Annotated in this window: 19 protein-coding genes; 7 read left to right on the top strand and 12 right to left on the bottom strand. The window is 68.3% G+C overall.

Translation table 11 applies throughout. The annotated features are described in order from the left end of the window. Window positions 1–199: 199 nt before the first annotated feature. From ACSRUE_RS25320 to ACSRUE_RS25310, 3 genes are all read right to left on the bottom strand, one after another. Window positions 200–1,111 (bottom strand): hypothetical protein, encoded by a 912-nt coding sequence (locus ACSRUE_RS25320; RefSeq protein ID WP_441285834.1) that lies wholly within the window; start codon window positions 1,109–1,111, stop codon window positions 200–202. A gap of 93 nt (window positions 1,112–1,204) precedes the next feature. Continuing rightward, window positions 1,205–2,566: a DUF1552 domain-containing protein gene (locus tag ACSRUE_RS25315; RefSeq protein ID WP_441285833.1), complete on the bottom strand. Its 1,362-nt coding sequence runs from the start codon at window positions 2,564–2,566 to the stop codon at window positions 1,205–1,207. 30 nt (window positions 2,567–2,596) lie between these two features. Next, a complete protein-coding gene (locus tag ACSRUE_RS25310; protein ID WP_441285832.1) occupies window positions 2,597–4,285 on the bottom strand; it encodes a DUF1592 domain-containing protein in 1,689 nt (562 codons plus the stop codon). A gap of 1,274 nt (window positions 4,286–5,559) precedes the next feature. On the opposite strand from ACSRUE_RS25310, the gene ACSRUE_RS25305 reads away from it, so the two are divergent. Beyond that, window positions 5,560–6,600, top strand: coding sequence for a Gfo/Idh/MocA family protein (locus ACSRUE_RS25305; protein WP_437766759.1), 1,041 nt, complete (start codon window positions 5,560–5,562; stop codon window positions 6,598–6,600). 260 nt (window positions 6,601–6,860) lie between these two features. Here ACSRUE_RS25305 and ACSRUE_RS25300 read toward each other — a convergent pair whose 3' ends face one another. From ACSRUE_RS25300 to ACSRUE_RS25290, 3 genes are all read right to left on the bottom strand, one after another. Further along, on the bottom strand, window positions 6,861–8,042 hold the full coding sequence (locus tag ACSRUE_RS25300) for a family 16 glycosylhydrolase (protein WP_441285831.1): 1,182 nt from the start codon (window positions 8,040–8,042) through the stop codon (window positions 6,861–6,863). 30 nt (window positions 8,043–8,072) lie between these two features. Next, window positions 8,073–9,836 carry a glycoside hydrolase family 43 protein gene (locus tag ACSRUE_RS25295; RefSeq protein ID WP_441285830.1) on the bottom strand — a complete coding sequence of 588 codons (1,764 nt, stop codon included), beginning with the start codon at window positions 9,834–9,836 and terminating at the stop codon, window positions 8,073–8,075. A gap of 520 nt (window positions 9,837–10,356) precedes the next feature. Then, the gene (locus tag ACSRUE_RS25290) at window positions 10,357–11,181 is read right to left on the bottom strand and encodes an endo-1,4-beta-xylanase (protein ID WP_441285829.1); all 825 of its coding nucleotides are present in this window, start codon (window positions 11,179–11,181) and stop codon (window positions 10,357–10,359) included. Between the two features lie 13 nt (window positions 11,182–11,194). Here ACSRUE_RS25290 and ACSRUE_RS25285 point away from each other — a divergent pair, with 13 nt between their 5' ends. Beyond that, window positions 11,195–11,608: a hypothetical protein gene (locus ACSRUE_RS25285; RefSeq protein ID WP_441285828.1), complete on the top strand. Its 414-nt coding sequence runs from the start codon at window positions 11,195–11,197 to the stop codon at window positions 11,606–11,608. Window positions 11,609–11,681: 73 nt separating this feature from the next. Here ACSRUE_RS25285 and ACSRUE_RS25280 read toward each other — a convergent pair whose 3' ends face one another. The 3 genes from ACSRUE_RS25280 to ACSRUE_RS25270 all read right to left on the bottom strand — a co-directional run bounded on the left by ACSRUE_RS25280 (window position 11,682) and on the right by ACSRUE_RS25270 (window position 14,934). Next, window positions 11,682–12,029 carry a hypothetical protein gene (locus tag ACSRUE_RS25280; protein ID WP_441285827.1) on the bottom strand — a complete coding sequence of 116 codons (348 nt, stop codon included), beginning with the start codon at window positions 12,027–12,029 and terminating at the stop codon, window positions 11,682–11,684. Window positions 12,030–12,597: 568 nt separating this feature from the next. Then, a complete protein-coding gene (locus ACSRUE_RS25275; RefSeq protein WP_441285826.1) occupies window positions 12,598–13,737 on the bottom strand; it encodes a hypothetical protein in 1,140 nt (379 codons plus the stop codon). A gap of 1,062 nt (window positions 13,738–14,799) precedes the next feature. Beyond that, window positions 14,800–14,934, bottom strand: a complete 135-nt coding sequence (locus ACSRUE_RS25270) for a hypothetical protein (protein ID WP_437766752.1) — start codon at window positions 14,932–14,934, stop codon at window positions 14,800–14,802. Window positions 14,935–14,980: 46 nt separating this feature from the next. On the opposite strand from ACSRUE_RS25270, the gene ACSRUE_RS25265 reads away from it, so the two are divergent. The 4 genes from ACSRUE_RS25265 (at window position 14,981) to ACSRUE_RS25250 (ending at window position 20,434) form a co-directional block, all read left to right on the top strand. Continuing rightward, window positions 14,981–15,766 (top strand): alpha/beta hydrolase family esterase, encoded by a 786-nt coding sequence (locus ACSRUE_RS25265; RefSeq protein WP_441285825.1) that lies wholly within the window; start codon window positions 14,981–14,983, stop codon window positions 15,764–15,766. Window positions 15,767–15,892: 126 nt separating this feature from the next. Further along, window positions 15,893–17,143 carry an alpha/beta hydrolase family esterase gene (locus tag ACSRUE_RS25260; RefSeq protein ID WP_441285824.1) on the top strand — a complete coding sequence of 417 codons (1,251 nt, stop codon included), beginning with the start codon at window positions 15,893–15,895 and terminating at the stop codon, window positions 17,141–17,143. Window positions 17,144–17,420: 277 nt separating this feature from the next. Continuing rightward, entirely contained in the window at window positions 17,421–18,992 is a 1,572-nt protein-coding gene (locus ACSRUE_RS25255) for a DUF1592 domain-containing protein (protein ID WP_441285823.1), read from the top strand. Then, window positions 18,989–20,434 carry a DUF1552 domain-containing protein gene (locus ACSRUE_RS25250; protein ID WP_441285822.1) on the top strand — a complete coding sequence of 482 codons (1,446 nt, stop codon included), beginning with the start codon at window positions 18,989–18,991 and terminating at the stop codon, window positions 20,432–20,434. The genes ACSRUE_RS25255 and ACSRUE_RS25250 overlap by 4 nt, the downstream gene beginning before the upstream one ends. Before the next feature lie 556 nt (window positions 20,435–20,990). Here the strand turns inward: ACSRUE_RS25250 and ACSRUE_RS25245 are convergent. Continuing rightward, window positions 20,991–21,419 carry a hypothetical protein gene (locus ACSRUE_RS25245; RefSeq protein ID WP_441285821.1) on the bottom strand — a complete coding sequence of 143 codons (429 nt, stop codon included), beginning with the start codon at window positions 21,417–21,419 and terminating at the stop codon, window positions 20,991–20,993. Between the two features lie 95 nt (window positions 21,420–21,514). On the opposite strand from ACSRUE_RS25245, the gene ACSRUE_RS25240 reads away from it, so the two are divergent. Continuing rightward, window positions 21,515–21,706 (top strand): hypothetical protein, encoded by a 192-nt coding sequence (locus ACSRUE_RS25240; RefSeq protein ID WP_441285820.1) that lies wholly within the window; start codon window positions 21,515–21,517, stop codon window positions 21,704–21,706. Between the two features lie 114 nt (window positions 21,707–21,820). Here the strand turns inward: ACSRUE_RS25240 and ACSRUE_RS25235 are convergent, their stop codons facing one another. Beyond that, window positions 21,821–23,164, bottom strand: coding sequence for a DUF1552 domain-containing protein (locus tag ACSRUE_RS25235; RefSeq protein ID WP_441293126.1), 1,344 nt, complete (start codon window positions 23,162–23,164; stop codon window positions 21,821–21,823). A gap of 35 nt (window positions 23,165–23,199) precedes the next feature. Then, a complete protein-coding gene (locus tag ACSRUE_RS25230; RefSeq protein ID WP_441285819.1) occupies window positions 23,200–24,729 on the bottom strand; it encodes a DUF1592 domain-containing protein in 1,530 nt (509 codons plus the stop codon). Window positions 24,730–24,946 lie beyond the last annotated feature (217 nt).

The raw sequence follows: 24,946 nt of genomic DNA, 5'->3' as shown, positions 1-24,946 counted from the left end.
CTCGCCGCTGCGCGCCGGGCGTCGAACAGGTCTCTCCTGGCGCCCATGGTGCGCGCGGTGCCCTCTCCGCGACGCGGTGTGGGCGAGCGCGTGCTCAACAGCTGTCCGCAGCCGGAGCACGGCGCGTCCCGGGCCGCACTGCACCTCCGGACGCGGACGAGATCATGGGCCGAGCGAGGCCGTCGGGCCCCGGCGCGCCCTACTTGCTCACCGACACCACGTCCAGGCGCAGCATCTGGCCGGTGGTCGGCGCCGTGTCGTACGGCGGCAGCCCCTCGAAATAGTCCTTGGTCCAATTGGCGATCTGGCGCTCGTTGCCGTCGTTCATCACCACCTTGACCATGGCGCCGCCGTTGACCTGGATCGTCGCCTCGTAGTCCTCCTTGTGAATGTCGTGAGCGCGGTACTGATAATTGTTCAGCCAGTACGTCTGGCGCGGCTCGCTCACCTCAATCGAATATTGCTGGTAGTTGATGGAGTCGCTGGGGCCAACGCTGCCGCCGATCATGAACGGCTTCATGGGCATTTCGCCCCCCTCGATGTCCGTCGGCTCCCAGATCCCGCGCACCCGCAGCTTGACCGAGTACGTCGTGCCCGGATCGCCGCCGAAGATCACCTGCTTCTCGATGCGCTGGGTGTTGGGCGGATGATTGCACGTCGCCATGGAGGCCAGCGGCAAGGGCGTCGACGGGGCGCACGGGGCATCGACGAACAGCTTGTCCAACCCGCTCGCATAGCTTGCGAGATCTGGAGCGGCGTCGCCGCCGCCCGAGCCACCGCCGCCGCCCGAGCCGCCGCCGCCGCCCGAGCCGCCGCCGCCACCCGAGCCGCCGTCGCCACCCGAGCCACCGCCGCCGCCCGAGCCCGACGCGGCGTCATGCGTACCGGAATCGCCCGGCGCTGCTCCCCCGGTTCCCCCGGCTCCCCCCGCGCCGCCCGTCTCGGTGCTGCTGCATCCGGCGACCGTAAGCAGCAGCGCAAGCAGAGCCATCGCCGGCGTTGCGCAGATACCCCGCATCCCCACGGTATCGGGGCTCGGACCGGGGTCATCGATGGCGGTGCGGTTCGCGCAGACGAGCCGCGCTGTAGCGAACGATGAAATCGAGTTCATAGAACCAGTATCCTAGGTTGGGGACGATGCGGTAGCGCGGGCAGGCCGGCGAGCGCCTGCCGAGCGCCTCCTCCAGACGCGGCGGCGCCGCGCTCAGACCTGGATGCCCGCGAGCGGCGACGTGACCCGCCCCGCGTCGATGCCGAACTCCGTCACGTTGACGCCCATGACCTGAGCGACCGTCAGGAGCGCCTTGCTCAGGTTGTCGCCGGGGAAGTTGCGGTGCTCGTCGCCGCGCAGCCGGCCTCCGGCCTTCCCGGCGAAGAGCACCGGCCATTCCGTCCTCGTGTGCACCTTGCCCCACGCGGTGTCGGACGTGACGTACACGAGCGAGCTGTCGAGCAGGTTCGAGCTGCCGTGCGGCGTGTCCTTGAGCTTCGTCAAGAACTCGTTCAGGCAGCGCATCGTGTAGATCACGCCCTTGTCGACGCGAGGCTGACTCGATTGATCTCCGGCATCTCCGTGGCAGATGGTGTCGTGGAAGTCGTCGTTCATGTCCTGCGCGAGGTGCCGGTAGTAGACGTGCGCGGCGGGCAGCGAGAACATGAACGAGAGCACGCGGGTCCTCTCGCAGGCGAGCGCGAGCGCCGAGAGCTCGACCATGGCGGCGTTCACCGCAGGGGGCGCCTCGCTCTGCGAGTCCTTGCCGGCGGTGGGGGCCGTCGGGCTCTTGCACGCCGCCGCCGGACCGCCGCCGGACGGCGTGGTCTCGAGGCGCTGCTCGATGGCGCGGATCGACTCGAGGTGCTGCTCGATACGATGCCTGTCGGCCGCCCCGAGCCGCTGCTTCAGGCTCGCGCCGTCCTGCAGGACGGAGTCGAGCACGCTCTTCCGGACGTTCGCGATCTTCGTGGCCTGAGCCGCGCCGTCATCGCTGGGCTCGGGCAAGCCGCCCATGAACAATCGATTGAACACGGCCTTCGGATCGAACTCCGGGTTGTTGCGCGCGTTCGGCCCCCTGTGCGAGACCGTGTGCAGCGAGTCCTGAGGGCCGCCCGGCGTCGCCGGCGTCAATCCCACCTCGAGAGAGCGGTACGGCGCCCCCTCCGAGATGGCGTTCGCGACGACCTGATCGATGGACGCGGCCCGCACGGCGTTCCCGCTGAGCGGCGCGCCCGTCGTGGCCCCCGCCGACCCCGTGGGGTGCTCGAAGCCGGAGACCACGAGCTTGTTCTCGAGGCCGCTGATCACCGTGAGATACGACTTGAGGTCCGCGAGCGGCTGGAGCTCGGGGCTGAGGTCCCAGGCCTGACCGGAGCCCGTGCGCGTCGGCTTCCAGCGACCGGGCAGCGTGCCGTTCCCGAAGAACCACGTGACGTAGAGCGGCGACACCGGGGTCTTCGTCTGAGCGTGCGCCGTGCCGCTCTCGTTCAGCATGATCTCGAGCAGCGGGAGCGGGATGGTGACGGCGGCGCCTGTCGCCAGAATGCCCCGGAGAACAGTTCGTCGGCTCAAAGCTTTGTTCGTCATTGGGGGGACCTGCGATCAGGGTTGGGGGGCGACGGACGAGAACGCGTCGTTGGTCACGACGTCGAGGACCAGCTCGCGCAGCTGGTACCCCGACCCTTCGAACGAGGCGGTCAGCGCGTTCAGCACGCGCTTGTCCACCTTTCTCTCCTCGTGACCCGCTGCGTACATGTAGTATTTGCGGACGAGGCACTCCGCGACCGAGGCGTCCGAGCTGAGGGTCATACCGAGCGCGCGCGCGTCGGCGACCGGCACCCCGTCGAACTCGCCGCTCGGGTCGATCGGCAGGCCGTGGTCGGTCGTGCGGAAGCGGCCAATCGCGTCGAAGCTCTCGAGCGGCAGGCCCAGCGGGTCCATGAACGAGTGGCAGCCGGCGCAGGCGGGCTCGGTCCGGTGGATCTCGAGGCGCTGACGCTTCGTCAGGGGCTTGTCCGCGGGCGGCTCCGGCAGCTCGAGGGCGACGTTGCCGGGGGGCGGCGGGATGGGCGTGCACATGAGGGCGTCGCGCATGAACTTGCCGCGCAAGGTGGGAGAGCCCTCCTTCTGGTTCGCGAACTGCGAGAGGAAGCCCGCTTTGCTGAGGATCCCGACGCGCGGGCCGTCCGCGGGCAGCGAGCGGACCTCGAAGGCGCTCGAGCCGAGGCCGGCCGTGTCGAGACCGTAGACCTGGGCGAGCTCGCTATTGACGACGACCTTCGTGGTCGAGAACAGGTCGAGCGCGCTCGCGCGATCGTCGAACGCGAGGACCTCCCAGGTGCCTCGCATGTCGCGGACCATCGCCGCTTGCAGCGCGGGGCTGTACTCCGGAAAGAGCGCCGCGTCTTTTGCCTGCGTGCTGATCCGATCGAGCCGCATGTACTCCTCGGCGAAGGCGCCGACCGCCTCGCGCCCGGCAGGCGCCTCGAGCAGCCGTGTCGCCGCCGCGCGGATCCCCTCCACCGTTCCGAGCGCCCCGCTCGCGGCCTCGTCGAGCAGCTCCTGGTCCGGCAGGCTGTTCCACAAAAGGAACGCGAGCCGGGACGCCGTCTCGTAGCCCGTCAAGCGGAGCGAGCCGTCGGCGCTCGGAGCGCCGAGCTCCGGGCGATACAGGAAGTTCGGAGACGTGAAGAGGGCCACCGTCGCCCAGCGGGCCCCCTCGACGGCGCTCTCGAGCTCGGCCGCGGCCTTCGCGGCGACGGCCGCCAGCCGGTCGACCTCGGCGGCCTCGAGCGGGCGCCGCCACGCACGGCGCCCCTGCGCCTCGATGAAGCCGCGCACGCAAGCGTCGTCCTCCGCGCCGCTGGGCGCGCAGCCGATGAACCGGTCTCGCCTCGCGGGATCCGCGAACACCGCGTCGACGGCCCCCTCGATCGCCGCGTGGTACTGCTCGACGCCTCGCTCCGAGGTCACGACGGTCGCGGCGCCGATGACCGCAAAGTTCCCGTTCCAGCTGTCGGCGTCGAGCTGATGGATATCGACCTCGACGCCCAACATGTCGCGCACGGCGTTGCGGAACTGCGTCCTCGTCAGGCGGCGCAGCATCCCGGCCGCGGGTTGGAACGCCGGCGGGTCCGAGCCGACCGGCGGTTCATCCCCCCCGGCAGAGGATGCCCCAGGGCCCTCCGTCGTGTCACCCAGCGCGCCCGTGCACGCGGCCACGAACGCGAGCGCGCAAACGGCGGCGACTTCTCTCGAGAAACGGAGCTCGTGCCACGACGGCTTCTTCATCTTGCTCTCCGATAATGCAAGGGGGTGACGACGCGCGGGATCCCACAACTCGCGACCATGCCTCAGAGCAGGCGCTCGCATCACGGAGCCCATCTCGCCCGGCGTGATGGAACCTGGAGCACCAGAGACCGGACCGGGCCGGTGTGATGACACTGCTGCGTCCGAGAGGGGGTGAGCATAGCCCGCCGCAACATAGGTCACGCCGCCCCCGAAGCTGCCATCCGGCCGCTTCGCCGGACTCCCAAGAAAATTCCAGTGAACAGCGCCCAGGGTTCACGACAGCCGTCGAATCAGCAAGGCTTGTCATGGCCTCTGGTGAATCACCTCTGGCGAGACACCAAGCACCCTCGATCGGCAATCGCTTCAGCGACGGCCGAGCGAACGGAATCGGCACCGGGACCGATCAAGAAGACGAAGATCTCGGCGCGCAGGATGCCCCACCGAGGGCAAAGTAAAAGGACGCCCCTGACCGCAATGTGAACGATCACATTGCGGGAGTCAACGCCAATCGACCGGCGCGCGGGCCCCCTCGATCCCGAGCCCGAGGAGGACGCTGGCGGGGTCCTCCTGCGCCGCGCGCGTCCTGGTCGAGGGCAAGCCGGTACAGCGCAAGAGCACCCTCCGGGCTCCCCGGGACCTACGATCTCGCACAAGCCAAGCTCGTGTGACAGCCCACGCGGGCGCCACGGACGGCCGCCGCCATGCGTCGCCGGCCTCCGCCACGCGTCGATTGCGGCCGAGGATGGCTGCGCACCGGTCAATTTTGATTGACCCTCACCATGTGAACGATCACAATCCGGCTTCGAGCTGCGATCATGCGGCTGAGCTTGCCCCTTCCCTGATCAGGAGACATCGGATGTGGATGAGCGTGAAGCTGATGGGTGCCGTGATGATGAGCATCGGCACTGGCTTTGCCTTCGGGTTTGTCGGCGGCTTTGCGGGCGCAGCATGGGCCGCGGGCGGGACGGCGGACGTCCCCGCACCGGTCGCCGCAGTGAAGGATTTCAGCTGCGGCGACAAAGGACAGAGAGCCTGTCCGAGACAGGGTCTGAGTCGAGGCGGCTCTGTACAAGGCGGCTCTGTACAAGGTGGAGTGCGAGGCGAGGCGCCGTGACGACGCCTTCTGAGGCGCCGCGCCCTGCTCTCGCCCTCTCCGCTCCTCGCGGAGGGCGGGCGCTCTCCCTCCAGCCCCTGGCCTGACCCGTCGGGTCGATTCACGTCGAGCGTTCTCAGACGCGCCGTCGGCCACCAGCGTCGCGCGCTGCAAGGTGCCCATGTCCACATCCGCGCAAGATCCGAAGTCGAGCGAATCCATCACCCCCGTGCGCTGGGGTGTCCTCGGGGCGAGCAACTTCGCGTTGAAGGTCAGCCTGCCCAGCATGAGGCGGGGGCCCCTGACCCAGATCGCCGCGCTGGCATCGCGCGAGATCGACAAGGCGCGCGCCGCCGCGGGGGCGCTCGGGATCCCGAAGGCGTACGGAAGCTACGATGAGCTGCTCGACGACCCGGAGATCGAGGCCGTCTACATCCCGCTGCCCAACCACCTGCACGTGAAGTGGTCGGCGCGCGCGGCCCGCGCCGGCAAGCACGTCCTGTGCGAGAAGCCGATCGCGCTCAACGCCAAGGACGCCGCGGCGCTGGTCGACGTCCAGCACGAGACGGGCAAGCGGATCGCCGAAGCGTTCATGGTCCGCTATCACCCGCAGTGGCAGCAGGCCAGGGACTGGGTGCGCAGCGGCCGGATCGGCGAGCTGGTCAGCGTCCAGGCGGCGTTCTCGTATTTCAACCGCGACGCGACCAACATCCGCAACAGGGAACAGGTCGGGGGCGGCGCGCTCTACGACATCGGCTGTTACGCGGTGAACACGTCGCGCCTGCTGTTCGGACGCGAGCCCGTGCGGGCGATGGTGCTCGTCGAGCGCGATCCCGAGTTCGGCACCGATCGATTGACCTCGGGCCTGCTCGATTACGGCGGCGCGCACCTGACGTTCACGTGCAGCACGCAGGCGGTGGCCTACCAGCGCGTGAACGCGCTCGGCACCAAGGGACGCATCGAGATCGAGATCCCGTTCAACGCCCCCGCCGACCAGCCGTGCAAGATCTTCCTCGATGACGGCTCGACGCTGAACTGCAGCTCGGCCAAGGTCACCTCGTTCCCGGTCGTCGACCAGTACCACCTGCAGAGCGAGGCGTTCTCGCGCGCCATTCGCACGGGCGGCCCGGTCGAGAATTCGATCGACGTCGCGGTCGGCAACATGCGGGTCATCGACGCGCTGTTCCGTTCCGCCGAGAGCAGGCGCTGGGAGAAGATCTAGAGCGGTTCCCACCCGCCCCTGGTACGAGCGTCGCAGAGCGGCGGTCACCCGCACAGGAGACGGGTCCAGATCGGCGTTTTCGGCGCGGAAGCGCACTCCGGTGCGCTGAGCACCGAAAGCGTCGAGATGGGCCCGTATCCGAAGCGGGTGACCGCCGCTCTAGTTCCGCGCGCCAGAGGTCCGGCGCCCGGTGCCGTCGCGGCCGCGGTGGCGAGGGCGCCCTCCCCCGCCCCGTGGCGCCTTCGAGTATCCTGACGAGGTCAGCCGCGGGGCCGGCGCCGCCGCATCGCCAGGGCGGAAAGCCCCATGGCGAGCGCCGCGGCCCACGAGCTCCCCGTGGTGCTGGCTCCGGCGACGACGCACCCGCACCCTCCGTCGGAGGATTCCTCGTCCGGCGGGGTTCCGCCGACCCCACCTCCCTCGCCCGACGCGTCGCCGCTGCCGGAGGAGCTGGCAGCCGTCCCTGCCGCGGCCACGCCGTTGCCGGAGGAGCTGGCCGCCGTCGCCGCCCCGCCCTCGCCGCTGCCGGAGGAGCTGGCCACCGTCGCCGCCCCGCCCTCGCCGCTGCCGGAGGAGCTGGCCGCCGTCTCCGCCCCGCCCGCGCCGCTGGCGGAGGTGCTGGCCGCCGTCGTCGCCCCGACCGCGCCGGCGCCCGACCCGGTGTCCTCATCGCGGGGCACATTTCCGTTGAACCCGGTCTGCCCCTCCCGTGTCAGCGACAGCACCAGCGTGCCGTCCTTCACCGTCACGTTCTGCGGGTCGAAGTCCACGCGGTTCCCGTCGAACGTCCAGTCCGCTTTGCCCCATCGCGCGCTGTCCAGGGAGTTGAAGTCGTCCTGCCACGCGAGCTCGAAGGCCCCGTTGTTGTAGCGATAGTACTTGATCCAGTTGACGTACTGGTGCTGCGGGAGGACGGAATCGTCGAACGGTCCGACCCAATCGGTGGCATCCGAGGACCACGTGTTGAAGCGGAAAGACTGGGGATTCTTCAGGGCGGTCACCTGCGCCCCCGTCGTCCTCTTGATCTCTCGCCCGTCGATGCTCCAGGCCACGTAGTCCGGCGTCCACTCCAGCGCGTAGGTGTGATAGCCGTCCGCGAGGGAGACGCCCGCGTCGTGCTTCCCCTCCGACGTCGTCCTCGTGCCCGTCCCGGTGATGATGTTGGACTGCCAGATCCGGGCGTTGTCCTTCCCGAAGACCTCGATGTCGATCTCCTCCCAGAACGCGCCGGACATCTCGGAGCCGTCCTTGTAGGTGAAGAAGGTCGACAGGATGCCGCTCCCGCGCGCCATGCGCATGCGCATCTCCATGCGACCGTGAAGATAGCTCTGGGCCGAGTAAAGCTCTGCGCCCTTGTACGGCTTCGCTGCCACGGTCGAGCTGACCGCCAGCGCCAGCGAGGCAGTGGCGAGCATCAGACCTGCGCGGACTCTCGTGAACATGATCAAACCTCCAATGATTGCACCAGACCGTCAATTCGTGGCGGATCCGCTCCGCCTGGCTCCTCGGGCACGACGCCGCCGCGCGGCGACCGCGCCGAGCGCGATCAAGGCGGCGAGCGCGCCCGCGGGGGAGCTGGGCCCCGATCGGACCCGGAAGGCGCACCCGCCCTCGTCGCCGCTGGCGCCGCCAGCGGGGGTACCGCCAGCGCTGCCCGTGCCGCTCCCCGCCGTCGCTCCGCTGCCCGCCGTCGCTCCGCTGCCCGCCGTCGCGCCGCTGCCGGTCGTCGCTGCGCTGCTGCTGCTCGCCCCCTCGCCCGACCCGCCGCTGCCCGCCGCTCCCCCTTCACCCACGTCCGGAGCGCCCCCCGCGCCAGCGCCCCCCGCGCCGGTCGGATCCGGGGCGTCGAGCGGAGTGAACTTCCACCAGTTGACATTGAACAGGAAACCGCTCCCACCGGTGAACTTCAGGTACAGATCGTGTATCCCTGTCGCGCCGTCGACCGCGCAGGACGTGGTGGCCCAGGTCTGCCAGCCTCCGGTCCCCTGAACCATGCAGGTTCCCACCAGCGTCCCCGTCGCGCCGTCGAGGCGCAGCTCGATGCTGCCGCCGCTGGTCGCCGAGGCCACTCTCGCGTCGAAGGACACCGCGCCGGTGCCAAAATCGACGCCCTTCACCTTGATGTAGTCCCCGTTCTCGATCGACCCGACGTTCATTCCCCCCTCCCCGCATACCTCGGTCTCGACCCCGGATCCCCAGGCGATGGTCTCGGCCTCCGTCATGACATACGGATTCAGGTTGCCGACGCCAGGCGGGCCCTCCTTGGTCATCTTGATCGTCGGGAATGTACCGTCGGCGTTGAACGTGAACCGCTCGACGGCCGTTGAGCGATGATAACCGCCGCCGCCCGGCAAGGCGCCGTTATGATAGAAGAAGTAGGAGCTCCCCTTGAAGTCGATGACGCCCGCGTGATTGGTGAAGCTGCTGCCCTCCGTGGGCATGATGACCCCCCGGTACGTCCACGGGCCGGTGGGCTTGCTGCTCGTCGAGTAGGCGATGTATTCGGAGATAGGGCCACCCGCGTACACCAGGTAGTACAGCCCATCGCGCTTGTAGAGCCACGGGCCTTCTTCGTACTTGGTCTTGTGGCGACCATCGTCATTCCCGGTGCGCTGTCCGAAGCTCTCCGCCGTCATGGGCACGCGCACGACGTCTCCCTGGTAGGAGATCATGTCCTGGTTCAGCTTCACGTAGCACACGCTCGGGTTTCCCCAGTACAGATAAGCCTGGCCGTCGTCGTCGATGAACGGCGTCGGATCGATGTCTCCGCAATCGGCCGTGATCAACGGCTTTCCCAGGGCGTCTTTGAAGGGACCGGTGGGGCTGTCCGACACGGCGACGCCGATGGTCATCCTGTTCAGCGAGCGGCTCGTGACAGGAACGTAATAGTAGAATTTCCCGTTCCTGGGGATGGCCTGGCCTGCCCACGCGTCGCCCTTTGCCCAGCTGAAATCGCTGAATTTCAGCGGTGACCCGTGATCCGTCCAGTTCACCATATCCTTGGAGGAATACACCCTCCATTCGTTCATCGTGAACCAGTCCGTGGCGCTGTCCTCGTCATGCCCGGTATAGAGGTATACCGTGTCATCGTGGACCATGGGCGCAGGATCGGGTGTATAAATGGTCTGTACGACGGGGTTGTCTGCCAGGGAGACCGACGGAAACGCGGTCACGCCGCAGAGCAACAGCGCCGCCCCGAGGAGCTCACGTTGGAGGGAGTTCGTGCTCGTCGACATTCTAGGATCCTTGCTGCTCTCCTGAAGCTCGGTCAGGCATCGTTCATGTCGCGGGTCGCTCGGCTCATGGCGCTCCGGCGCCTCTCGCCGGGGTGGTTCGCCGTGAAGACAGCCCGCCGGGCGAGCTCGCGGACATCGCCTTGTGCGGAAGGTGGGCATCGGCGGCGGACGACGTTCGAGCTCCCGGGCCCGGCGGCTCTCCGACGGAGCGCGCCGAGCGCCGCCGCTCAACCCTCAGCTCAGAGCTGCGTGAAGTAACCCCGGACCTCGCGAGGATCCTAGAGCGACAGACGGGTTGAAACCACGAGAAAGAGCAGGAATTTCACAGGGAGGCGGGGAGGCGGGGAGCGAGAGACGGCGAGAGGGAGAAATTCATTTTCTTCTTCCTCCCCGCCTCCCCGCCTCCCTGTGAAAATTCTCCGGGTTTCAACGTGATCGGCGCGCTAGGTCGACGGCTGGCCGTTGTCCTTCGGCGAGGGGGTGTGCGCCGCCCGGCCGTTGTTCTTCAGCGCGACATCGATCACTGGCGATCCAGGAAGTCCATCAGCCACTGCATGGCCGGCCGCATCCTGCCGTCGTCATACTGGATGCCGGTGTTGTCCCGCCAGGTGGTGCCGACGATGTAGCCCCACAAGGTGATGCCCTGGACCGAGGGGTGGTTCCAGTACATCGTGAACTGCTCCTCCATGATCTGCTTCTGCCTGTTGTCGTTCGCCTCGCCGATGTCGTACTCGGTGATGTAAACAGGCTTGCCCAGCGAGGCGAGCTGGTCAACGAAGCCCTTGACCGTGTTGGTGTTGATCTTGTACGCGTCGTGGGCCTGCGCGCCGATGGCGTCGACCGGGGCGCCCGCTGCGATCACCGCCCGCGCGATCTTCATGAAGTTGTTGTGGTCGTTCTGGTACTCGATGTTGTTGTAGTCGTTGAGGATCAGCTTCGCGTTCGGGCAGAACTCGCGGGCCCACTTGAAGGAGTTGACGATCCAGTCCCAGCCGCTGGCGCCGTCGCCGCCGATGCCGTTCTTGTAAGAGGGCGTGGTGTGGGGCGGCGGCTCGTTGACCACGTCGATGTACTTCGTATTGGGGTAGCGCTCGCAGAACGACTTCATCCAATCCCGCACGGCCGCCTGCTGGTCCGGCCCGGAGAGGCTCCCGACCCAGCTGGGCTGCTGGGAGCCCCACACGAAGACGTGGTGCTTGAAGATGATGTTGTTGTCCTGCGCGTACTTGTAGATCCTGTCGAGCTTGCTCCAGTCCTTGTTCCCGCGGCTCTTCTCGACCTCGCCCCACTTGCCCTCGTTCTCGGGCGTGATCTGGTTCCAGTACTTCGCGAAGCCGTCGCGCACGGCGCCGCGCGTCGTGATGTTGCCGACAAACTTCCCCGTGGGCTCGGAGCCGCCGGCTCCGGCGGACGTGGTGCTCGTGGACGTGCTGCTCGCGGACGTGCTGCTCGTGGCGTCCGACCCGCCGCCGCCCTCGTTCGATCCGCCGCTGCTGGCGCTGGTCGTGCCGGCGCTGGTCGTGCCGGCGCTCGTCGTGCCGGCGCTCGTCGTGCCAGCGCCCGTCGTGCCAGCGCCCGTCGTGCCGGCGCTCGTCGTGCCGGCGCCCGTCGTGGCGCTGCCGGCTCCCCCCGAGCCACCGGTGCCATCGCTGTCGCCCCCATCGCCGCATGCGGCGAGAGTCGCGACCCCGAGCGCGATCCACGTCGTACGGCGCAGCCATCGAGAAGAACGGTTCTTGTTCATGTTGGATTTCCGCAAGTTGAGCGATTGAAGATCGCGATGCTTTGAGCGGCGAGCCGACAGGCGGCGGCTCGACCTCCGAAACGTCTGGATTCTTTGCTTCTTCAGGCGATGATCGTGTCGACGAGCCCGCCTTCGAGGCTCTCGTCGCCGAGGTCGTCGAGCGGCCCTCCCTGGCTGTTGGTGCATCCGACCGCCGCGTCGATCGTGTGGAGCAGCTTGTTGTCGGTGATCTTGACGTCGACGAGCTGGCCGGTCTTCAGGTAGCCCGCGGCGCCGCCGGCGAGGACGTAGGGGACCTTCCGGAACCCATGGTGCTTGTCGGCGCTGTCATCGTGGGCGCCCAGAGAGCCCGCGCACCCCGCGAGCAAGAGCGCCGCAGCGCAGCGCGGCGCGCCCAGCGCCCGCTCCCAGCGTGGCAGGAGGATCATCGAAATAGACGGTGGGGTCATCGTCTCTCTCTCCTGGTGAAGCGCTGGCGACCGAGCGACCCGTTCAGCGTGGCTCTCAACGCGACGACCATCCAACAGAAGCCGTGGTGTTCACTCCGTCATCGAGCGCGGCGTCGATCTTGCCGGTTGCATGGGCCCCGCAGCCGTTCAACACTGGACGATTCAACCACGACCAGAATCCGTGAGCTCGCGCACGAGCGCGATCACGAGGGATCGCACGGTCTCGAGGGGGCCCCGACGGCCAGCAGGGCGCCGCTCCGCCGCCCGCGGCGCGCACCACCGAGCGAACGGTGCCGGTGCCGGCATCCATCGAAGGACGAAGGTCTCGGTCCGCATGACGACCCACCCAAGAGGAAGAAGAAGGATATCGCTCCGGGGCAATGTGAACGATCACAAGATCGATGTCAAACCCAATCGACCCGCCCGCATGGTTCCTCCGGCCCGAGCGAGGACGCTGGCATGGCCGTGGGACCGTGAGGACTGGAACTTTCCGCCAGCGACACGCATGCTGAGAGCGCCGTTGCGTGCGCCGAGCGAGTGTGAAGGCGCGCGACGAGCGCGGAGGCCGTCAGCGGTCGAAGAAGCCGAAGACGTCGGGCAGGACGAGCGGAACCATGCCCGCATGGTCCGCATCGACTTCCTTGTATGTGATCGTGTAGCCGCCAGCCATCATCCAGTCGCGCAGCGCCCGGCTGCCCGTCAGGGAAGGCGTGCCGCGGGTCCCTTCCGTCACGAAGATGGGCATGCCGAGCAGCCGGCCCCATGGGTAGCCCGACTCCTGGACGAAGGGGCCGGACATGGGCGCCAGAGCCGCCCAGTAGTCGGCGTATTTGCCGCCGATGTACCAGGTGCCGCCGCTCCCCATCGAGTGTCCGGTGAGGAACATCGCGCTGCGATCGATCGGGTACTCGTGCAGCACCAGCTCCAGGACGTTGATGACGTCCTTCTCGCTGAGCTCCTGGTCGCGTTCTCGCTCGGGCGTACGCATGGCCAGGAGCTTCTCCGCCTCCCCGGGTTGCCCGAACACGGCCGGCAGCCGCAGGAAGTTGCCGTAGGCGCCTTGATAGCCGAGCGGCGAGACCAGGAGCACGCCATGCTGGTCGGCCAGATTCACCATCTGCCTGTTGTTCTGATCCAGGTACGAGCTCTCGTCGTTCGAGGCGCCGTGCAAGAACATGACGAGGGGCAGCTTCGACGTGCCGTCCCAGCCATTCGGGACGCAGACGCGGTAAGGGACGTCGGCGCCCGCTTCTGGAAAGCGATACGTCCTGCGCTGGTCGCCTTTGGCGCGCCACTGCGGAGAGCTGGGATCGGCGACGGACTCGGCGAGCGCCCGCGCCTCGAGCACCTGGGTGCGCGGATCGAGCGTGGTCCCGAACGAGATGGTCACCGGCTCGAATTCGCCTGAACCGCCCGCCCCACCCGCCCCGTCCGCCCCTGCGGCGCCGCCTTCGCCGCCGCCCGCCGTCGTCCCGCCGCTGGGCGCTTCGCCGCCCGTGCCGGCGCCCGCTTGACCTCCCGCGCTGGCCGAGGCGCCTCCAGGAGAGCCCCCGCCGGGGCCGCTGGAAGCGGCGCCCGGCGCGCCGGCGCCGCCCCCACCTTGGCTGCTGGAGCCGGCGCCGCTGCCGGCATCATCGCTCCCGCAAGCGGCGAGCGACAGCGCGCAGCCGATGCAGGCCAGTGACGAAAGGAATCGACGTGTCGTCATGCTCACTCCAGGGACGAGATCAGCCCGTTCGGGGCGCGCTGCAGAGCGATCGTGGTTCTCCGAGGCCTCCTGGCGCGCGACTCGATGGCTCGTTCACGGCTCGCAGAAAAATGCACTGACACCAACCAGGTTCACGTCACGAGCCAGCAGCTGGCGCCCGCAGCGTCCGGCGGCCCCCAGCGCGGTGCGTTGAGCCGTTCCACTGGACCACCGATTCGCGCATCGCGGCTCGTGGGCCTGCGCAAATACGATGTCAACAGCAGGCCCCCCGAGGGCGCACGGTGAACGATCACATTCAGGGCGTCAAACAAAATTGACCAGCCCCGGCTCTCCTCGATCCCGAGTGTTCTGGCCGGCTTCGAGCCAGTCGCGAGCCCCGGTGAGATGCCCCACCGTCCGATGCCCTGGATCGGGGACATGGCGGCTCACGACCGCCTCACCGCCGTGCTGGTCGACGGCGACCACCGCGTTCGAATCGACCGGCCCCCTCTCGACACGGCGCCCACCGGTTGGTCGGAGATGACCTGGCGGAGGACGTCCGCCGCCGACGCTTCTGTTGCGCTGCGGGGCGACTGTTACGATGCCATTGGCGCCCTCGTTGTATGAGGCGCTCCACTGGCCCGCGGCCCGGTGCCCCGCTTGACGCGCTGCTTCGTTGGAGGCGCCACGCCAGCCCCGTCCTTCCTCGGGCCCGAGGAACTCCGCGGTTTTGTCGACAGGAGTTGACATCGACGATGTGAACGATCACAATGAATACCTTGCCGCGAGCGCGGCGAGTGAAAATCCAGCGAGGCGGCCTGTTTACATCAAAGTCGCACAAGCCCGCTGAATCCCAGCTCAGCCGTCGCACTCGGATCCTTCAATCAACTGGAAACGACCTCACGCTGCGGGCGCGCCTCGTGGAACGCCGCCGGTGAGGGAAAAATCGCGCCTGGGTATTCGAATGACGAACCAACCTACACTCGTTCGAGCCACATTGTTCGCGGCGCTGGCCGGCTCTTTCGCTCTCTCGGCTTGCGGAGGTGGCGTCGATGACGGCGCGACCTCGTCCGGTGACGATCCTCACGCCGGGGCGGGCGGGGCCGCCGTGTCAGGCAGCAGCGCCAGCACCACGACCAGCAGCGCCACGACCAGCGGCGGCGCCACGACCGGCGACAGCAGCGCGTCCGCAGGCGGAGCGGGCGGTGAGGGGGGCACGAGCGGAAGCGGCGGTTCGCCGGGGGCGGGCGGAGCGGGCGGATCGATGGGAGGCAAGGTCCCCCCGGAGCCGAGCACGGGTTGCGGCAAGGCCAATCCGCAGACGGGCAGCGCGCAGAGCCCGCTCACCGTATCGGGTCACCAGTACTACGTGAAGCTGCCGACCAACTACGACGCCAGCAAGCCGTACCCGGTGATGATCATGTTCAACCCGACGGGCAACCCGATCAGCTGGGCAGAGCAGAACGCGGGCTTCGAGGCGACCGGCCCCAAGGAAGCCTGGATCCGCGTCTACCCTCACCCGGCCAACTCCAGCTCGGGCTGGGGGGCGAACGACGTCTCCTTCTTTCAGCCGTTCTACGATCAGATCACGGGCAACCTCTGCATCGACAAGGCTCGCGTGTTCGCGGCGGGCGAGAGCTCGGGCGGCGACTTCTCGAGCATCCTCGGCTGCGAGCACGCGGACAAGCTGCGCGCGATCGGCCCGTGCGCCACCAAGAACGTCCCCAACTATCCGCTCAACGCCGGCACCCGGAAGTGTACCGGGCAGGTCACGGCGGTCGTCATCCACGGAAAGCGCGACTCCGTGGTCGGGACGGACAACGGCCCGAAGACGCGCGACTTCTATACCGCGCTGAACCACTGCGAGGCGAGCACGACGCCGGTCGAGGGGTACACGGACGATCTCTCGAACTGCGTCCTGGCTCAGGGCTGCGACGAGGACTATCCGGTCTACTGGTGCCAGCACGGAGACCCGAACTACAGCAACACCAATCATGGCTGGCCCGCGTTCGCGCCCAAGTTCCTCTGGAGCCTGTTCTCGACCTATTGAGAGACATGATTGGCCCGGCGGCGCCCGGTGCATGACGCCGGCGTCAACCGGCCGAAGGGGGGCGTGGCGAACGACCCGCGATCGCCCGAGCCCCCGGCGAGCAGAAGCTATCGAGGTGGTGTCCTTATGAGTCGATCTGTGTTTGGACGGAACGTTCTCTTCTCCGTAGGCGTGGCGGCGGCGCTGGCCGCATGCGGGTCGGAGGCGGATCCCGTCGACCCCGGCGCTGCCGGCTCCTCTGGCGCATCCACGAGCGGCGGGACCACCTCGGGAGCGACGTCGGGCGGAACGTCCAGCAGCGGCACGGGCACGGCCTCGAGCACGGTCGGGAGCACGAGCAGCTCTGCCGGTACGGGCGGCGGCTCGGCCGGCACCGGTGTCGGCGGCTCGACGGGCGCCGGCGACGGCGGCTCGACGGGCGCCGGCGACGGCGGCTCGACGGGCGCCGGCGACGGCGGCTCGACGGGCGCCGGCGACGGCGGCTCGACGGGCGCCGGCGACGGCGGCTCGACGGGCGCCGGCGACGGCGGAACGATGGACCCTGGCAACGGCGGCTCGGTGGGCTGCGGCAAGGCCGTGACGCGCCCCAACCCTCGCACGCAGCAGACGCTGATGGTCGGCGGGGTGACGCGCTACTACCTGATTCACGTGCCGGAGAACTACGACCCGAGCAAGCCGCTGCCGCTGGTGTTCGGTATCCACGGCCTGAACATGAACAACGTGTGGGCCGCGCACGACAGCAGCGGATTTCAGCTCATCCAGGAGACCAACAACCAGGCGCTGCTCATCTACCCGCAGGGCTTGCCGGCGAACGGGCAATCCACGCCTCCGAGCACCGAATCGCAGTGGGGCACCGCAGACTCCAACTGGGGCGGTCCGCCGCCCAACGCCAATCAGGCGCGCCTGACGGCCGACCTGGCGTTCTTCGATGCCATGTTGGAGCATGCCAAGACGAACTACTGCGTGGATACGAAGCGCGTCTTCGCGGTCGGGTTCAGCCAAGGTGGTTTCATGACGAACACGCTCGGCTGCCAGCGCTCTTCCGTGTTCCGCGGCCTCGCCCCGGTCGCTGGCTGGGGCCCCAACGGATCCCAGCCCACGTGCAGCGACGCCAGCGCCGCGCACGCGCTGATTCAAACGCAAGGCGACACCGACGGGACCGTGACCCCCCAGCTGGGACAGGCGACCCGAGACTTCTGGCGCGGCCGGAACGGCTGCCAGGCGACCACGATGCGGTCGAGCTTCGGCGACTCGTGCGTCGAGTACCAGGGCTGCAAGGAGGGCCAGCCGGTCGTGTACTGCACGCACCCCGGCGGTCACAGCGTACCGTCCGGCGCGGGCGGGCGAGCCTGGCGCTTCTTCCAGTCGCTCAAGTGAGCCGCGCAGGCCGTGAGTGAACGCGGCCTCCCGCAGGCCGTGGACTGAACGTGATCTCTTCGATGCATGGATTCTCGATTCTCAGATGAACAAGACAGTTGCTGAATGATGGTTGCATTGCAACTGCGCTGGAATAGCTGATTCGTCACCCGTGCTTGGTCAGGAGGCAATCATGACCCCACCGTCTTTTTTAATGACCGGCTTGCCACGCGGCAGGCGGGCGCTGCGCGCGGGGCTCTGCGTCACAGCGCTGCTGCTCGCTGGATGCACGGGCGCCTTGGGCGATCCGTCGGAGGAAAGCGACGGCCCGGCGCCGGACGTGAACGGCCCAGTCACCGGCGGGGTGGCGCGCGGCATCGACATGCCGGGTGGGCCGCAGTACCACCGGTTCGTGCGGCTCACGAACTCGCAGTGGGCGCGCAGCGTTCAGGTGGTCCTGAACCTCGCCGATCCTCCGTCGCTGTCCGACGGGTTCGAGAAGCCCGTCGCCGGCACGACGGACTTCACGAACAACGAGCACCTGCTGAGCGTGAACCAGCGCTCGTGGAGCGACTACCAATCGGCGGCGGAGGCGCTCGCCGAGGAGGTGACGGCTTCGGCGGAGGCGCTCGCCGATGTTTACCCGGGCACGGACGAGGCCGGCTTCATCGAGACCGTGGGGCGCCGCGCGTATCGCCGTCCGCTGACGGACGATGAGATCGCCGGGTACACGGATCTCTTCGAGACCGGAACGGCGATGTCCGGCGCGAAGAGCGCGTTCGCCAAGGGCGCGCAGCTCGTGATCCGGACGATGCTCCAGTCGCCGCACTTCCTCTACCGCACGGAGCTCGGCGAGGCTCGCAAGCCGCTCGACGGCTACGAGATCGCGGCGAAGCTCTCGCTCTGGCTGCGCGACGCCGCGCCGAGCGACGAGCTGCTCGACAAGGCGCCCACGCTCACGACGCCGGAGGCGATCGCCGCGGTCGCGGAGACCATGCTGGAGGAGCCCACCGCGGCCGAGGGCATGCGGCACTTCCATCGCGAGCTGCTCCACTTCGATCGCTACACCACGATCAGCAAGCTCGGCGTGCCGACCTACAACGAATCGTTGAACGCGGAGTACGAGGAGAGCGCGTACCTGTTCTTCGACAAGATCTTCACCGAGGGTCTCGGCGTCAAGGAGATCCTCACGTCCACCAAGGGCTTCGTGGGGCCGGGGATGGCGAGCCTCTACGGCCTTTCGTCGAGCGGGAGCCGCGTCGTGGAGCGAGACCTCGGTCCCGATCGCGTCGGCTTCTTCTCGCAGCTCCCTTACCTGACGCTGAACGCTCTGAACGAGGAGTCGGACTCGATCCACCGCGGCGTCAGCATCAACCTCGACGTGCTGTGCACGCCGCTCGGCGCGCCGGCCCCCAACATTCCGCCGGTCCCGCCTCTCGAGCCCGGGCAGACGAACCGTCAACGCATCACGCGGCTCACCTCCGCCTGCGGCGGCGCGTGCCACAACCAGCTCATCAACCCCGTCGGCTTCGCCTTCGAGCACTTCGACGGCATGGGGCAATATCGGGACGAGGAGAACGGAGGCTTGCCGGTCGACAGCAGCGGTGTCTACACGTTCTCCGAAGGGGACAAGTCGTTCGCCGACGCCGGCGAGCTGATGCACTACATGGCGGAGGGCGAGCAGGCTCACCTCTGCTACGCGAAGAAGCTCGCGAGCTTCGCGCTCCAGCGCGACGTCGTCCCGTCGGACTTGCCGCTCGTCGAGACGCTCGCCGAGGTGAGCCGCGGCGCCAGCGGCTCGGTGAAAGCGATGATGCTCGAGCTCGTGAAGAAGGAAGCATTCCGGACTCGCATGGGAGGTACGCTGTGAACCCCAAGATCGCAATGAACCTCGCTCCTCCGAGCGCAGCGCACCGGCGCGGCATGAATCGGCGCGCGTTCCTGCGCGCGGGCGGCGTCGCCATCGCCCTTCCGTTCCTCGAGGGTCTGCCGTTGCGCTCCGCCTGGGCCGCGGACAGCGCGCCCGTGTTCAGCCTCTACATCGTGGCGGCGTGCGGCGTGGTGGGTAAGAAGTTCTTCCCGGACCAGACTGGCCAGCTCACGACCGACGGGCTCGCCGCCATGACGGACAAGGCGACGCACGTGCTCGCGCCTCACGCCTCGAACCTGCTGTTCATCCGCGGTATCAACTTCCCGATGAACGGGCCCACCAACTGCGGCCACGCGCAGGGCCTGTGTCAGTCGCTCACCGCGCGCCCGGCGCAGGGCGGCGGCAAGACCGCATCCTCGGGCGGCGTGTCCGCGGACGTCGTCGTCGCCAAGCTGGTGAACGAGGGCGGAGCCGAGCCGCTCACGCTCTACGCCGGCAACCTCAGGAACGGGTACATCGCCGAGCGCATCTCGTTCAAGGGCGGCGGCTCCGGACAGGTGCGTTCTGCGGACGACAACCCGTACACGCTCTACTCCAAGCTCGTCGGCCTGACGAGCAGCGGCGGTGGCAGCAGCGGCGGCAGCGGCGGGCAGGTCGCCGAGGAGCTCATCCGCAGCCGCAAGAGCGCGAACGACTTCGTGCGCGAGGAGCTGAACAGCCTGATGCGCATGTCGGCGCTGAGCTCGGCCGACAAGCACCGCCTCCAGCAGCATTTCGACGCCATCCGCGACGCCGAGGTCACGATGGGCGAGATGGCCGCCGGGGCCTGCAGCCAGGCGGGCCTCTCGACGTCGGAGCTCGACGCGCTCAAGAGCGGCTTCGCGTTCAAGACGAACGGCATGATAGAAGACGTCGCGAAGCTCCATCTCGAGCTCGTGGCGCTGGCGTTCGCCTGCAACTTCAACCGCGTGGCGACGCTGCAGCACGGCGACGGCACGGATCAGACGAAGTATGCGGTGCCGTCGAACGAGAAGCTCGGGTGGCCCTTCCACCACATCAGCCATCGTGTGCAATCGGACGCCTCTTCGGGCAGCAACCCGACGGCCGAGCAAGCGCACGCCGAGATCGACGTGCTCCGCATGCAGACGCTGCTCCACGGCCTCGATCAGTTCAAGGCGCGCGGCCTGTTCGACAAGTCCATCATCCTGTGGACGAACCACGTGTCGGACGGCCCGTCGCACAGCTTCCAGAACGTTCCGACGATCATCGCCGGGGACGGCGGCGGCTACCTGAAGCAGGGTGCTTACATCGACGCCGGAGGCGTCACGAACAACCGGCTCTTCAACGGCCTCATCGCCGCCGCCGTTCGGGACAAGACCCAGTGGACGGAGAACTTCGGCGAGGGCAAGGGCTCCGGGCCCATCGACGGCATGCTCGCCTGAGCGGCATCGCCGGCGGCGTGCCTTCCCTGGAGTTGGCCCCCGAAGTGAGAACGATCGCGGAGGCCCTGGCCCGACGCGCGAAGGCGCGACCGCAGGGTCCTTGATCTGGTCGTTCCCCGCGTCCTCGATGGCCGAGCGAACGACGGGGGTGGCGACGTCGATCCCGATGGCGACGCCCCCGGTGCTCCTGACGACCCCAGTCCCGAGCCAGGCCGGAGCGCGCGCCGGTCCATTTTCTTTGACACCCATCATGTGAACGCTCCCGAGTCCCCCTCGGGGTCTCCTTTTGCTTTCCCCCTGAGCAGGCCGCCACGCGCGCCGGCCCTTCGTCCCTTGGATCGGACTCGCTCTCTGCGCCGATTCCATTCGCCTGATCGTCGCGGACGTGAGCGGCGACGAGGTCGCGAGGGCTTCGCTCGCGCTGCAGCGCGCCTGGGCGAGGTCTCGTGTCTCGTCGGAGGCTCTCGGTCGATCACCTCGCCGGCGCAGCGGAGCTCGCATCCCCGCGGCGCTCCGCTTCGATGTGCGTGGTACGGAGGAATGTGATGAGTGTGGTTCAAGAGAAGGGTTTGCTGTGTGGGGCGCGCGAGCGGAACGACGCGGAGCCCCGGAGACCGCGCCGCCCGACGTGAGCCATGCTGGCGGGGGCTGCCGCGCTGGTGGCGATGTTCAGCGCGTGCTCCGATGAGCCGGAAGGAGCGATGTCGACCAGCGCCGGGACCGGCACGGGCGCTGCGTCGAGCACGATGAGCGGGGGAGCGACGAGCGGCGGCGTGACCAGCGGGGCCGGTGGAGAGGATGCCGGCACGAGCGGCTCGACAGGCTCGGGCAGCGGCGGCGACGGCGGCGGCGCCTCCAGCACCAGTGGCCAGGGCGGCGGCGGCGCGGGTGGCCACGGCGATGGCGGCGCGGGCGGCGCGGGCGGCCACGGCGATGGCGGCGCGGGCGGGTTCACGCCGTGCCCGACGAACGGGGAGCCTTGCAAGATCCTGCCGCTCGGCGACGCCATCACGGACGGGGTCGGGGTGCAGGGCGGCGGCGGTTACCGGATCGAGCTGTATCACCTTCGCCGATCCCACGGTGGTCACCTACAACAACGCGCCGGTGGACACCGTGGGAACCCGGGCAGCCGCAGGGAAGCACGTGGTGCTGGTGGACATGCACACCGGGTTTCCGACAGCGGAGCTCCCGGACAGGATACACCCGAACGAGGCCGGCTACGTGCGCATGGCGAACGTCTGGTACGGGGCGATCGGCGACCTCTTGCGGTGAGGCGCCGTCGCGGTCGCGCCTCCCCCGCACGACCATCCTGCTCGCGCCGCGTCGCGTGACGGCGCCGGCCTGTAGCGCGAGGAGCGCCGGCCGGCGTCGTTGCATTCGCGAAGGCTACGTCAGGTTCGTGAGCGGCCCGGTGCAGAATTTCGGGTCGCCGAACGTGTTCCGGTTGTCGCCGAAGAGGTTCAAGATCGAGACGAGCAGGTTGTTGTGCGGGAGGTTGGGGTACCGGACCCAGCGTCCAGTGCGCAGGCCTCCGCCGCCGCCGGCCAGCAAGAACGGCATGTTCGTCTTGTTGTGGCTCGGCGGATCCTGGAGCTCGGACCCGAAGAAGACGACGCTCTCGTCGAGCAGCGAGTGTCCACCCATGTCGACCTTCGCCATCTCCTGCAGCAGATAGAGGTGCTGCTTCGAATACCAGTTGCAAATGAGCTCGCACTCGTTTGCCCTGAAGCCGCCGTCGTGCTGGTAGAAATGGTGGTGCTCGCTCAGGTTGAGCCAGGGGAAGGTGTGCTTCGCCTCGGTGTCGCTCCACTGCAGCGTGCCGACCGCGGTGATGTCGCAGGCGAGCGACATCACCAGCATGTCCATCATCAGCTTGCCGACCTTCGGGATCGCCGCGTCGGTCGAGGTGTCCTTGACCTTGCCGTCGTTGTCCGCGCTGAGCCCCGTGCGCGGGTTGTAGTCGGACGTGTCGACCTTCGCCGGCGCCTTGCACGCGCTCGTCTCGACCGCCGGCGCGCTGTCGAGGCTCTTCTCGATCTCGCGGATCTTCGTCAGGTGCTGGTCGATCTTCTGCGCGTCGGCGGCGCCGAGCCGCGCGGACAGGGCGGAGTACCGCCCGTCGAGGAAGTCGAGGATCGATTTCTTTCGCGCGAGTCGACGGGCGGCGTCGTTGCCGGCGCTGGGGTCCAGCGTGCCGAAGAGGTCGGTGAAGATCTCCGTCGGATCGAGGCGCGGCGAGATCGGCCTGAACGGCGCGGCGCTCTCGAAATTCGCGGCGTTCATCGGTGACAGCAGGCCGTGGGACTTGCCCGTCGCCCAGCGCACCGCGATCTCGATGCTCGCCTTCGCCTTCTGACCGGCGGAGATCCGGGAGGCGATCACCTGATCGACGGACGGTCCGCCCCCGTAGCCGCCGTTCGGGGCTTGAGTCGTGCCCGAGAGCCAGGCGATGATCCCGGCCTGGTGCTGCTCACCGACCGCGCTCTTCATGTCGAGGCCGTCGACGACGATCAGCTTGTCCTGCACCGGCGCGAGCGGCGACAGGATGGGCCCCAGGGTGAAGTTCGTCTCGTTGCCGGTCGGCCGCCAGCGGTTGAGCACGGTCCCGCCCGGCGTGTAGACGCCGAGGAAACGCTTGGCGGGGGCGGATTGCGCGCTCGCCGTGCGTTCGGTGCCCATGATCTCCAGCCAGGGGAGCGCGATGGCGATGGCGCCAGCGCCGCGCAGCACGGCACGTCGGCTCAAACGAAAGTTCGACATAACCATCACTCCTCCTGAGCAGCCATGTAGTGGAAAGCATCCGTCTGCGTGAGCTCGATCAGGAGCTGCTTCACATTGTATCCGGACGCCTTGAAGGCGTCCGTGACAGCCTTCTTGGTGCACGCGTCCCCGGCGCGAAGCGTGAGACCATAGCCGTACTCGGCCCAGCGCCTCGCGAAGCAGCTCTGGACCGCCTCGGTCTGGGCGAGCCCCTGCACCAGCTCGATCGGCCCGCTCACCTTGATGTCCGTGCCCGGGACCCCGCCGCTCGCGTCGATCGGGACGTCGTTCTCCGTCGTGCGGAACAGCCCGACCGCGTCGTAGTTCTCGAGCGCGAACCCGACCGGATCCATGAACTGGTGGCAGCCCGCGCAGACCGGATCCTTGCTGTGCTGGCTGAAGCGCTCCCGCGCCGTCTTGCCGGTGTACGGATCCGGCGGCTTCACCCTCTCCAGGATGTCGCCGGTGGGCAGCGGGATCTTCTGGCACATCAGCTTGTCGAGCACGAACGCGCCCCGGACCACGGGGTTCGTGTTGTTCGAGTGCGTCGTCCCGGCCATCATACCGGCCTGGGTGAGGAGCCCGAGGCGCTGGGTCGTGTCGAGCTGCACCCGCTGGAACTCGTCGCCCGTCACGCCGGAGACGCCGTAGAACGCCGCGAGAGGTCCATTCATGAACGTGTACGGGGCCGTCAAGATGGACGCCCAGGTGCCGTTCTCCTCGTAGATCTCGTGCTCGATCAACCGCTGCGTCTCCTCGTGCATGAGCGCGCCGATCGTCCGCGAGAAGGTCGGGAACGACGCCGGGTTTCGCTCGAGATCCGCGAGGCTGCTGATGGGGAGCAGGTTGTCGAAGAAGTACCGGACGGTGGCCCGGGACCGGGGATCCTCGAGCATGCGCTCGGCATGAACGCGCACGCCTTCCTTGGTCGCGAGCTCACCTGCTTGCGCCGCCGTGCGCAGCTTCTCGTCAGGCATCGTGCCCCAGAGCAGGTACGATAGGCGCGTCGCCATCTCGTCGCCCGTGGGCCGGCGGAGCTCGGGGCGCTCCGGGTCGGGTGCGCCGAACTCGATGCGGTAGAGAAAATCCGGCGATTGGAGCAGCCCCTCGATCACCGTCGCGATGCCGGCGTCGAACGTCGCATCCGTCCGGCCGGCGCTGTACAGCGCGAGGAGCTCGTCCGCCTCACCGGCGGCGAGCGGCCTTCGGTAAGCGAGCGGCGCGATTCGCTCGATGATCGTGCGCGCGCACGCCTCCTCGCTCTCCCTCGTCACGCTGCTCGCGCAAGGGTCGAGCTTGGCGAGCGCCTCCGGGGTGGCGGTCGCGCGCCGAGCGACGCCCTCCGCGACGGTGCCCAGCTGCTCGGCGAGCAGGCTCGAGACCGACAGCGTGTCCGCGTCGTTGCCGAAGCCGTTCCCGACATCCTCGCTCGGCAGTGAAATGGCTGGCTCTGTCGTGTCGCCCAGGAGGTCGCGGACGGTCTTGTTGTACTCGAAGCGCGTCAGCCGCCGCAGCGGCGCTCGCCCGGGGTACACCGCGCCGTCCTCGCAAGCGGCCGGGTCCGTCGGGCCCGTGCCCGTCGACGTGCCCGTCGAGGTGGGCGGCGGGTCTGTGGGTGTGGAATCCTCGGAGCGAAACCCGCCCAGGTCTCCCGTGCAGCCGCTGGCCACGATCAACGCGATCGAGACAGCTGACCGAGAGCCCAGGAGAGGACGCGCCTTCTCATGATCTGAGGGCCTAACCATGTGGTTC

This window comes from Sorangium sp. KYC3313, assembly GCF_052075895.1.
Taxonomy (GTDB): domain Bacteria; phylum Myxococcota_A; class Polyangia; order Polyangiales; family Polyangiaceae; genus Sorangium; species Sorangium cellulosum_B.
The sequence above is the reverse complement of the archived record's forward strand: the minus strand, read 5'-3'. Positions and strand labels throughout refer to the sequence as shown.

Bases quoted from the DNA above. Each gene is read 5' to 3' on its own strand.
- ACSRUE_RS25320 (WP_441285834.1), bottom strand. From the start codon at position 1,111: ATGAACTCGATTTCATCGTTCGCTACAGCGCGGCTCGTCTGCGCGAAC.
- ACSRUE_RS25310 (WP_441285832.1), bottom strand. From the start codon at position 4,285: ATGAAGAAGCCGTCGTGGCACGAGCTCCGTTTCTCGAGAGAAGTCGCC.
- ACSRUE_RS25305 (WP_437766759.1), top strand. From the start codon at position 5,560: ATGTCCACATCCGCGCAAGATCCGAAGTCGAGCGAATCCATCACCCCC.
- ACSRUE_RS25300 (WP_441285831.1), bottom strand. From the start codon at position 8,042: ATGTTCACGAGAGTCCGCGCAGGTCTGATGCTCGCCACTGCCTCGCTG.
- ACSRUE_RS25295 (WP_441285830.1), bottom strand. From the start codon at position 9,836: ATGTCGACGAGCACGAACTCCCTCCAACGTGAGCTCCTCGGGGCGGCG.
- ACSRUE_RS25280 (WP_441285827.1), bottom strand. From the start codon at position 12,029: ATGACCCCACCGTCTATTTCGATGATCCTCCTGCCACGCTGGGAGCGG.
- ACSRUE_RS25275 (WP_441285826.1), bottom strand. From the start codon at position 13,737: ATGACGACACGTCGATTCCTTTCGTCACTGGCCTGCATCGGCTGCGCG.
- ACSRUE_RS25265 (WP_441285825.1), top strand. From the start codon at position 14,981: ATGGGAGGCAAGGTCCCCCCGGAGCCGAGCACGGGTTGCGGCAAGGCC.
- ACSRUE_RS25260 (WP_441285824.1), top strand. From the start codon at position 15,893: ATGAGTCGATCTGTGTTTGGACGGAACGTTCTCTTCTCCGTAGGCGTG.